The following is a 2,268-nucleotide window of genomic DNA, read 5'->3' on the forward strand; positions in this document are numbered from 1 at the left end:
TTTTCAAACAGGGCTCCTACTTCCCACATGATCCACATCGACATGCCGTTAACGCGCAGCGCTAGGCTGACCGCAATAGCAATGGCACCGACGCTAATCGCGCTGTCCAACCACAGATAAATCGACAAAGCCGCGACGGAAAACACCAAGATGTAGTTGGAGATTTCAACCGCCACGTCAAAGCCCGTAACCAAGCGCATTTGACGATAAACCGTGTTGAGAAATCCTTTCATGCCTTGTTCGGCATATTGGGTTTCTCGTTGGCTATGTGAAAACAGCTTCACGGTTTGGATGTTGGTGTAGCTGTCGACAATACGGCCTGTCATGGTTGAGCGCGCATCGGCTTGCTCAGAGGCCACATCTTTCAGTTTCGGTACAAAGTAAATCTGAATCGCGATGTAAACCAAAAGCCAGACAATCATTGGAATCATTAAACGCCAATCTGCAGCTGCTAACATCACGACCATACTGGTGAAGTAAACCGTCACGTAGACAAACACGTCCATGCTCTTCATGACCGTTTCACGTACTGCGAGAGAGGTTTGCATCACTTTGGTTGCAACGCGCCCTGCAAAATCATCTTGATAGAAGTTCAGACTCTGATTGAGCAGATAACGGTGAGCAAGCCAGCGAATGGACATTGGGTAGTTACCCAACAAGGTTTGATGCACCAGCAAAGAGTAGATAACAACTAAAAGTGGCATTACAACCAGAAGTAAGACGCCGTAAAAAATCAGATCCGCTCGGTTATCTTGCAAAAAGGTTTCTGGATTACTGGTGGAAAGCCAGTCTACCAGTTGGCCCATTGCACCAAACAGCATGACTTCAACGATGGCAACAATCGTCGACATCAGTGACATGATGATCAGTGGCTTTTCATACCCTCGGGTGTAATGGCGTAGAAAGGCAAAAATCCCTGAAGGGGGCTGATCGGGCGTAGATTTGGGAAACGGCTCTGTGAAGCCTTCAAATCGTTTAAACATAACTCATCCTAAAGTTAAAACAATGCCATCTCGGTCTACTGAATCCATCGATTTACACTGCTTGGACATGGCAGTGCGCACCGAGATAGGTGGTAAGAAATATCGTTGTCCGCTAGCCAGAAAAGCAGACGAGTTTGTGAGAGGGGCGAAAAAATAGTCTAACCGATCGCCTTTTAAATGTAACTAGTTGGTTATGAACTGAATTGAAATATCCCATTTATTGGATTTGTCATGTCCGAGCCACAAAAGCGTAAACCAGCAAAGTGACAATAAAAAATCGTGTTTCTCTGTCTAATTGCAGGAAAAATTACTTTTAGAGAATAGAAATAATCGCGAAAACAGCAAAACTGAAGTTAACAATAAATTTACAATCTCTCCATTCTAGAGATAAGGAATATATTGGATGCTATTACACGAATCAGTACCCCAATTTGCTGATGGGAAAGAAGAAAGCACACAAAGTGCTCTGCGCCAAACCGCAAACTGCGTAGTGATGGTGCCACCTAAAGAATTTCGTTTTAATGAAGAAACGGCGCAAGACAATGAGTTTCAGCATCAGGTGTCATTGAGCCAGAAAGAAGTATCACAAAAAACCATGGCTGAATTTTCGGCAATGGTTGCCACGTTGCGCCAAGAAGGAGTGCAAGTGGTGGAATTTGACTATCCAGTTTCTGATGTTGCGACGCCAGATGCGGTATTTCCAAACAACTGGTTTAGCACAACACCAGACGGCACGCTTTATACCTTCCCAATGGCGTGTGAAAACCGTCAGCATGAGGTTCGCCCGGAAGCGTTAATTGCCGCGCTAGCCGCTGCAGGACGTGAAGTTCACCAGCAAAGCAGTCTAACGGATTACCTAGGCGATCACGCGTACCTAGAAAGCACTGGCGTGATGGTTTTTGATCATCTAAACAAAACCGTTTATGCCGCGTTGTCACAGCGTTGTGATCGCCTAGTGTTGGAAGATTACGCGAATCGTATTGGTTATGAGCGCGTGATTTCATTCCAAACCCGTTTGCCATCGGGTTCGCCGATTTACCATACCAACGTGATGATGGCTGTGGGTGAGCAGTTCTGCGTAATTTGTGATGAAGTGATCCCAGAATTTGAGCGTCGTTTTGTTTTGAAGTCTCTGGCAAAAGATAAACAAGTTATCTCAATTTCGCTTGATCAGATGAACCAGTTCTGTGGCAATATTCTGCAACTGGAAACCATCAACGGCGACAAGGTGATTGCGATGTCGCAATCGGCGTACGATGCATTCTCACCAGCACAAAGAAACCAA

Annotated in this window: 2 protein-coding genes; one reads left to right on the top strand and one right to left on the bottom strand. The window is 45.5% G+C overall.

Annotated elements, in window-relative coordinates; translation table 11 throughout:
• Positions 1–983: ABC transporter transmembrane domain-containing protein (locus R7O12_RS23725; protein ID WP_318126481.1), on the bottom strand; the 983-nt coding region annotated here is incomplete at its 3' end.
• 403 nt (positions 984–1,386) lie between these two features.
• Here R7O12_RS23725 and R7O12_RS23730 point away from each other — a divergent pair.
• The coding region (locus tag R7O12_RS23730) for an arginine deiminase-related protein (protein ID WP_318126483.1) at positions 1,387–2,268 on the top strand (882 nt) is incomplete at its 3' end.

It is taken from the genome of Vibrio sp. Vb1574 (genome assembly GCF_033338675.1).